Source organism: Weissella sp. DD23 (genome assembly GCF_001579105.1).
Taxonomy (GTDB): Bacteria; Bacillota; Bacilli; order Lactobacillales; family Lactobacillaceae; genus Weissella; species Weissella cibaria.
In genome coordinates, this window is the sequence record NZ_KQ970395.1 from 144,407 (window position 1) to 152,087 (window position 7,681).

Annotated in this window: 5 protein-coding genes; all 5 read right to left on the reverse strand. The window is 47.2% G+C overall.

The genetic code is table 11. The features are described from left to right. A partial coding sequence (gene pknB / locus WEIDD23_RS09285) for a Stk1 family PASTA domain-containing Ser/Thr kinase (RefSeq protein WP_082778330.1) occupies positions 1 to 1,866 on the reverse strand: 1,866 nt, incomplete at its 3' end. Beyond that, positions 1,867 to 2,607 carry a Stp1/IreP family PP2C-type Ser/Thr phosphatase gene (locus WEIDD23_RS09290; RefSeq protein WP_010372773.1) on the reverse strand — a complete coding sequence of 247 codons (741 nt, stop codon included), beginning with the start codon at positions 2,605 to 2,607 and terminating at the stop codon, positions 1,867 to 1,869. It abuts the gene before it with no gap. Between the two features lie 36 nt (positions 2,608 to 2,643). Continuing rightward, the gene (rsmB, locus tag WEIDD23_RS09295; protein ID WP_010372770.1) at positions 2,644 to 4,017 is read right to left on the reverse strand and encodes a 16S rRNA (cytosine(967)-C(5))-methyltransferase RsmB; all 1,374 of its coding nucleotides are present in this window, start codon (positions 4,015 to 4,017) and stop codon (positions 2,644 to 2,646) included. Further along, on the reverse strand, positions 4,001 to 4,963 hold the full coding sequence (fmt, locus tag WEIDD23_RS09300) for a methionyl-tRNA formyltransferase (RefSeq protein WP_010372767.1): 963 nt from the start codon (positions 4,961 to 4,963) through the stop codon (positions 4,001 to 4,003). Before fmt ends, rsmB begins: the two co-directional genes overlap by 17 nt. Before the next feature lie 55 nt (positions 4,964 to 5,018). Continuing rightward, positions 5,019 to 7,439, reverse strand: a complete 2,421-nt coding sequence (priA, locus tag WEIDD23_RS09305) for a primosomal protein N' (RefSeq protein ID WP_010372763.1) — start codon at positions 7,437 to 7,439, stop codon at positions 5,019 to 5,021. Positions 7,440 to 7,681 lie beyond the last annotated feature (242 nt).

Genomic DNA, 7,681 nt, shown 5'->3' on the forward strand with positions numbered 1-7,681 from the left:
GGCTGGCGTATTAGAGGTGTCCTTGGCAGCTTCTTTTGCGGCCTCTGAGGCAGCTTTAGATGATTCCTTTGCAGACAATGAGGCTGCTTCAGAATCGGCAATTGATTGCGACTCCGCTATCGATGCAGAGACACTTGATTCACGGGCTGCTTCGCTAGCAGCCTTTGCTTCAGGATTTTCACCCTTTGATAGGGTGACCATCAGCATATCGTTCGTCGTAATTTTTGATCCCGGCGTAATCGATTGTGATACCACTTCATCTACCGCAATGCTATCTGAATACACTGAATTGTACGTCACGGAAATACCGTTTTCAGCAGCCCAGGAAGCCACTTCTGAGCGGTCCTTGCCACTAAAATCAGGTACCGCATAGCGTTTTGGTCCAGTCGACACCTTAAAGCGAACTGTTGTCTCGCCTGGAATAACCCGGTCTTCAGCATCTAGATTCTGCGAAATAATATATCCCGCCGGAATTGAACTATTAGCTGTTTCAGTCTGTTCAACCGTAAAGCCCTTCGCCTTCAACTTGTCAGCCACCGTCGTATACTTCTCGTTGACGTAATCGCCGAAGCGGACTTTCGCAGGCCCTTTGGACACAATCAGGTCAACTTCGGCACCTGCCTTGATACTTTTGCCACGGGCTGGCGTTGTTCGAACCACCTTACCGCGATCAATTGTGCTCGAGCTGGTCGTTGTCACATCCCCGACTTCCAATTTAAGACGTTCCAAAGCCTGTGAAGCATTGGCTTGCGTCATCCCACTAACATCTGGCACCCGCACCAATGCTGGTCGCGTTGCCCCGTAGACACCTAACCCAATCACTAAGGCTGCGACAATGCCCAAGGTTACCCAGATCCACCGCCACTTCGACTTAGGATTATCGGGGGTTACAGCCGTTGGTTCAGCTGTAACCGCTGATGACGTCGCCGCCTCACTAGCAGCTTCCGTACTTGCCATCTCATGAATCGGCGCCAATGGAATAACCTTTGTCACCGTATCATCAACGGCTTCATTCGGATCTTCCCACCGCGCTTCATTAACCCGATTGGGAGATAATGCGGTTGCTAAATCAGCTGCCATCTCATGCGCCGAGGCATACCGACTCATCGGATTTTTTGCTGTCGCTTTCAAAATAACATTTTCAAGCGCTTGTGGCATGCGTGGATCGATATCCCGGATTGACGGCATCGGCTCTTGCGTATGCTTAACCGCAACGGCAACCGCTGTTTCCCCATCAAATGGCACATGCCCAGTCAGCATCTCAAACAGCATAACCCCCAATGAATAAATGTCACTGCGGACAGTTGCTACCTCACCCTTAACTTGCTCTGGCGCCATGTAGTGAACCGAACCAATCGCTGTGTTCGTTTGCGTCATACCAAATGACGTTTGCGCACGTGCAATCCCGAAATCAGTAATTTTAGCCTCACCATTTTGATTAATCAAAATATTTTGCGGCTTTAAATCTCGGTGGACAATGCCAGCTTTGTGCGCTTCACCAACCCCTGCCAGAATTTCACTCATGATGTCGATGACACGTGTCACTGGAATTGGTTGTCGTTCAGCAATATACCGCTTCAAATCCATACCGGAAACGTATTCACTCACCAAATATTGCGACCCGCCATCTTCACCATAGTCATAAACCTGAATGATATTCGGATGGATTAACGCCGACGTTGCCGCAATTTCATTTTCAAACCGTCTGCGCACTGACTCGTTATCACGCATATCTAAGCGCATTAACTTCAATGACACATCCCGATCCAAAATAATATCGTGTGCCCGATAAACATTGGCCATACCACCTTCACCCAGTGGTTCAATAATGCGGTAACGATCGCCAATTAGTTGATTAATCTGCATTTAGCGATCCTCACTTTCTTGTTGGCCAATTAGAACAGTCACATTATCAGACCCACCCGCGTCATTCGTTTGGGCAATAAGTGACGCCACCGCATCTGTCAAATTATCAGATGCTAAAATTGTTGCCAATACTTTGGCATCCGAGACGTGTTTCGGCATGCCATCTGTTGTTAATACTAATAAATCACCTGGCCGAGTTGCAAATTCAAATACATCCGGATTCGCTTCTTCAGTCACACCCAATTGTCGTGTAATCACATGACGCCCCGGGTGTGCAACTGCCTCATCGGCTGTAATGGCACCACGTTGCAATAGTTCGCTAGCTAAATTGTGATCAACCGTGAGTTGTCGCATTTCGTCATCACGAATTAAGTAGGCACGTGAGTCACCTAAATTCGCAATCACAACTTGTTCAGCCAAGATAACGGCCACAACCAGTGTTGTCGCCATACCACGCAGTGTCCGGTAACGATTTGCTTTTTTTAAAATTGTTTCATTCTCTTGTGCCGTTTGCTGGAGCATCCAATCTTTGGCCGCCCAAATATCGTGAACATCAGTTTGTTGCCATTCATTACCAATATGTGAAACCGCCATTGTCGCCGCAACATCTCCACCGTTTTCACCACCAACACCGTCTGCGACAATCGCTAATTGCGCCCCTGTTTGGTTAATAAAAACACCCACGTAATCCTGATTGTCGGCACGAACACGTCCAGTATCGGACGCATACGCAATTTTCATAAGGTTGCCTTCCTTTCAGTTGTTACCGTCTGATTTTTAAGCTTTCTTTTGCAACGTTGCAATAAAGAAACCATCTGACTCGAAATCATCTGGGAACATGTGCACCATCCCACGATCATCTTGCGCCTCAAGATCATACGCCGTGTACGTTGGTACTAACTCAAAGTCAGGGTGTTCAGCCAAGAATTGATCAACCACATCTTCGTTTTCTGATTGCAGAATCGTGCAAGTACCATAGACCATGCGGCCACCAGCCTTCAACTTAGGTGCGGCCGCTTCCAGGATACCTAATTGAATCTTCTGCAAGCTTAAACTATCTGCCATTGTTTTGTCATAGCGAATTTCAGGCTTACGACGTAGCAAGCCAAATCCCGAACAAGGCGCATCAACCAAAATGCGATCAAATTGTTCATCCGCAAAGGCTTCATCTACCTTGCGAGCATCCAATGTGCGCGCATGAACACGGTCGGCCACATGAAGGCGTTCTGCGTTCTGATTAATCAAACCAACCTTATGATCATGAATATCTAAAGCCTCGACAATACCACCTTCAGTTGCGTTCAAGTATGTCGCAATTTGCGTCGTCTTACCACCAGGTGCAGCGGCAGCATCAAGCACTTGCATGTCAGGATGGATATCCAAACTTGGCGCCATCAGCATGGCTGATTCATCTTGTAAGGTAACCAAGCCATCTTTAAATGCTTGCGAGCTTGCAACGTGACCGCCCGACAACAACAAGGCATCTGGCGTAACCTTAGACGGCGTAACCGTAAAGCCTTCTGCCTCCAAAATGTCCGTGGCTTCAGCGACTGTTGTGACAGCCAAATTAACCCGGGCGGATTGGGCTGGCGCATCGTTAATCGCCATTGCAATCCGTGATGCCTTTTCCCAACCTAATTCCGTCGTTAATTGATTAATCAACCACTCTGGCAATGATGCCTCGATTGACAAACGTTCAACCTTATCAGTAATTTCATCAAATGAGCGGACACCTTCACGATCGATTGCGTGTAGGACACCTGTCACAAACTTGCGGACGCCATCGTGACCACGACGCTTAGCGATATTGATTGCCTCATCAAAGATTGCATGTGTCGGAACCTTGTCCAAGAACTTCATTTGGAAAAGTGAGATGTATAGCAACTCACGTACCCAGGCGTCCAACTTTTCAGGCTTTTTCACGAATGGCGTCAACCAGTATTCCAACGTCATCCGGCGCTGAATTACCCCGTAAACCATCGTGGTCATCAAGTGCACATCGCGCTCATCTAATTCCGCTTGCTTGACCGTATTATTTAATTGCAAATTTGAGTACGCGCCATTGCGAATTTTTTCCAACGTGCGGACTGCCATGGCACGCGCATTATGTAGTTCCCATTCAGCGACCTTATTGCTAGTTCCCTTGCTCATCGGTAATCACCATCTCTCCTTCTTCAAACTTAGCGTGACCATTCAAGTACGCCGTCACGGTCATCTTAGGCTTACCCGCCGGTTGTAACTCATCAATCGCAATAATGTGACCATCACCAGCTGCCAACCACAAATCATGCTTGCCCTTTTTAACAACTGTTCCGGCAGGCGCATCGGTCGTTTCATCAACCAAGTGTGTTTGTTGAATCTTTGTCCGGACCCCGTTAATCGTCGTGTGCGCGATTGGGAATGGATACAAGCCACGCACGTGATTATGAATCTCGCGCGCAGAACGAGTAAAGTCTAACACCTCTTGTTCTGGCGTAATGTTTGGTGAGAACGTGACATCATCCTCATTCTGTGGCTCAGGCGTCACGTTCCCAGCAATTAAGTCTGGCAACGTTTGCAACAACAAATCACGTCCCAACAGGCTTAACTTATCGAACAACGTTCCTGTATTATCATCATCCAAAATCGGCAACGTCGCCCGCGAAATAACATCGCCGGCGTCCATGGCCTTAATCATATACATAATTGAGACACCTGTTTCAGCATCACCATTCAAGACAGCGTAGTGAATTGGTGCGCCACCGCGGTACTTTGGTAGCAATGACGCGTGCACATTGATGGCTGCAATTTGCGCTGCTTGCAACAACTTGGTTGGCAAGAACTGCCCATAAGCTGCCGTAATCAACAAATCCGGCGCCATCGCAATAACCTCGGCCATTTCTTCTGAACCAGATAACTTTTCTGGTTGCAACACGCGAATACCTGCAGCAACTGCCGCTTCCTTAACCGGTGTTGGCGTCAATACACGCTTACGACCAACCGGCCGGTCAGGCTGTGTCATAACCGCCAAGACATCATAGTTATCGTCGGCAATCAACGCATTCAAAATTGGTACTGAAAAATTCGGTGTTCCCATAAATACAATTTTCGTTGTCATGTTCCTGCTCCTCTTTTTTGCCTATGTATGGTCGCTATCGCTAGCGACCGTTAGTTTAAATAAAGTTGACTGGGTCACGATCAATTGTCAGCACAACCCCTTGCTTTTGCAAACGTTGACCGGCTGAAACTAGCTCTGTTAACGCCGCTTCCAAACCATCATCGTGCTTAAATTTAATGACCATTCGATAATAGTACTTGTTTTTCAAACGGGTAATCGCACCCGTTGACGGTCCCAACAACACAGAATCAGACGCAAGATGCTTCTTCAACCAGTTAGCGGTTTGATACGCAACTTTAGCAGCCTCATCCTGGCGTTCATGCGCGATTTTAATCTGAACTGTGTAATAATATGGGGCATATTGCCATGTGTGGCGCAAGTTCATTTCTTGCCGGTAAAATGCTTCGTAATCTTGGGTTTTCGCTAATTGAATAGCGTAGTGATCTGGATTGAAGGTCTGAATCACCACTTCCCCTTCTTTATCAGCACGACCGGCACGACCAGCCACCTGCGTTAGCAACTGGAACGTTCGTTCAGAAGCGCGATAATCCGGTAGGCCCAAGGTTGTATCGGCATTCAGTACACCCACCAACGTGACATCTGGAAAATCAAGTCCCTTCGCAATCATCTGCGTTCCCAGCAAGATATCAGCTTTTTTGTCGCCAAAATCTGCCAACATCTTGTCCGTTGCTCCTTTACGACGAGTCGTATCAACATCCATACGAATAATGCGCGCATCCGGCATCATACGTTGTAACTCTTCTTCAACCTTTTGCGTCCCCGTTCCATAAGGGCGAATGCGGTCAGAACCACAGTTTGCACAAGTTGTTGGAATAGGTTCGCTATAGCCGCAGTAGTGGCACTCCAACCGTCCCGTGTCTTTGTGAACCGTCATCGCCAAGTCACAGTTCACGCAACGTGGCACGTAACCACAATTGCGACACATCATAAAATTAGCGTACCCACGCCGGTTAAGCATCAAGACACTCTGCTCATTCTTATCAAGTCGGTCACGCAATTGATCAAGCATCTGTGGTGAGAAAATATCATCACCTCCCGCCTTCATCGCTTCACGCATATCAACGACTTCTGCTTTAGGCAGTGGATTATGCAGCGCACGCTCTGTCAATGTTAGTAGCGTATACACTCCCCGTTGTGCACGGGCACGACTTTCAAGTGACGGGGTGGCTGATCCCAACACAAGTGTTGCCCCATGTCGTTCTGCCCGCCATTGTGCAACGTCACGGGCGTGGTAACGTGGATTTTCATCCTGCTTGTAGGTCGGCTCGTGCTCCTCATCAATTACAATTAGGCCAATGTTTTCCAAGGGTGCGAAAATAGCTGACCGCGCCCCAACCACAACATTAACCTCGTGCCGTTCAACGCGACGCCACTCATCATAACGTTCACCTTCGGACAAGCCTGAATGCATAACAGCAACATCATCTCCAAACCGGCCTTTGACGCGACGCACCATTTGCGGTGTTAACGTTATTTCCGGTACCAGCATAATTGCCGTCTTTCCCTGTTGCAGGGTCCGCGCAATCGCTTGCAAATACACTTCTGTTTTACCAGACCCCGTAATCCCTTCGAGCAAGAACGTCTTCGTCTGGGCCTCACCTAAACTAGCCGCAATTGCGGTATAAGCTGTTTCCTGTTCTGGATTCAACGTCAATGGTGATGTTGGTTCAATCGGACTGCTCAATCGTGGCAACCGATACTCTTCAATCTCCGCCCGTTCAATCCAACCTTGTTCAGCAGCTTTTTTGATCGTTGGATAGTCCAATCCCTGGCTATCCAATACCGTTTTTATTGGGACAAATTCCTGAGGCGCTGTCATCAAATAAGTCAAAAAACGGGCTTGTTTAACCGCTGTCTTCCGCAAATTTTGACGTAAGTCATCATACTCACTGGCTGACAATAGTGGCTTCATCGCCAAAACAGTTTTGGCGGTCGCTCGATTATCAACCACGTACCCGACTTGTAAAACACCCGCTCGTTGCAGACGTTGTAATTTCGGCAATAATTCTGGCGCGATTTCCGTTTCGTTGAACGGTATCTCTGAGCGATCAGCAAACAGCACTTGCACATCCGGCTCGTTAGCTAGGCCATTTGGCGCAACTAACTGGAAGGTCTTTGAGTACTTAGCACGCATGACGTTTGGTAACATGGTTTGCAAGACACTGATGCGAAATGCAAAATTGGTTTCAGCCAACCACTGGCCTAAATCAAGTAATTCTTCGTTTAAAACTGGTTCAAGTTCGACAACACTTTCAATTGTCTTCAACTCAGTTGCTTCTTTAACAGCCGTAACAAAGCCAACTACAAAACCTTGAATCAAACGATTACCACGACCAAACGGTACAACCACGCGCATCCCCACGGCTAAAACCTCGGTCAATGCTTCTGGGACAGCATACGTGTATGGTTGATTCGTTTGCATCGTTGGCACATCAACAATCACTTGTGCATACATTTAAATATTTCCTTTCGTTAGACTCTATGTTCAAAAAGTATAAATTCGTACACTTTATTTTACCAAACTTAGGCAAATACCCCTAATTATGCCAGTAACGTTTTAAAGTTCCTTTGTGATTGTCGCAGCCAACACCGATAAATAAAAAAAGTTACGTACGATTCCTCATACGTAACTTTTGTATCGTTTCATTTGTTTACTTGTTATTCTTCAACAATTCAACGTCGCGTGCAATCATAATT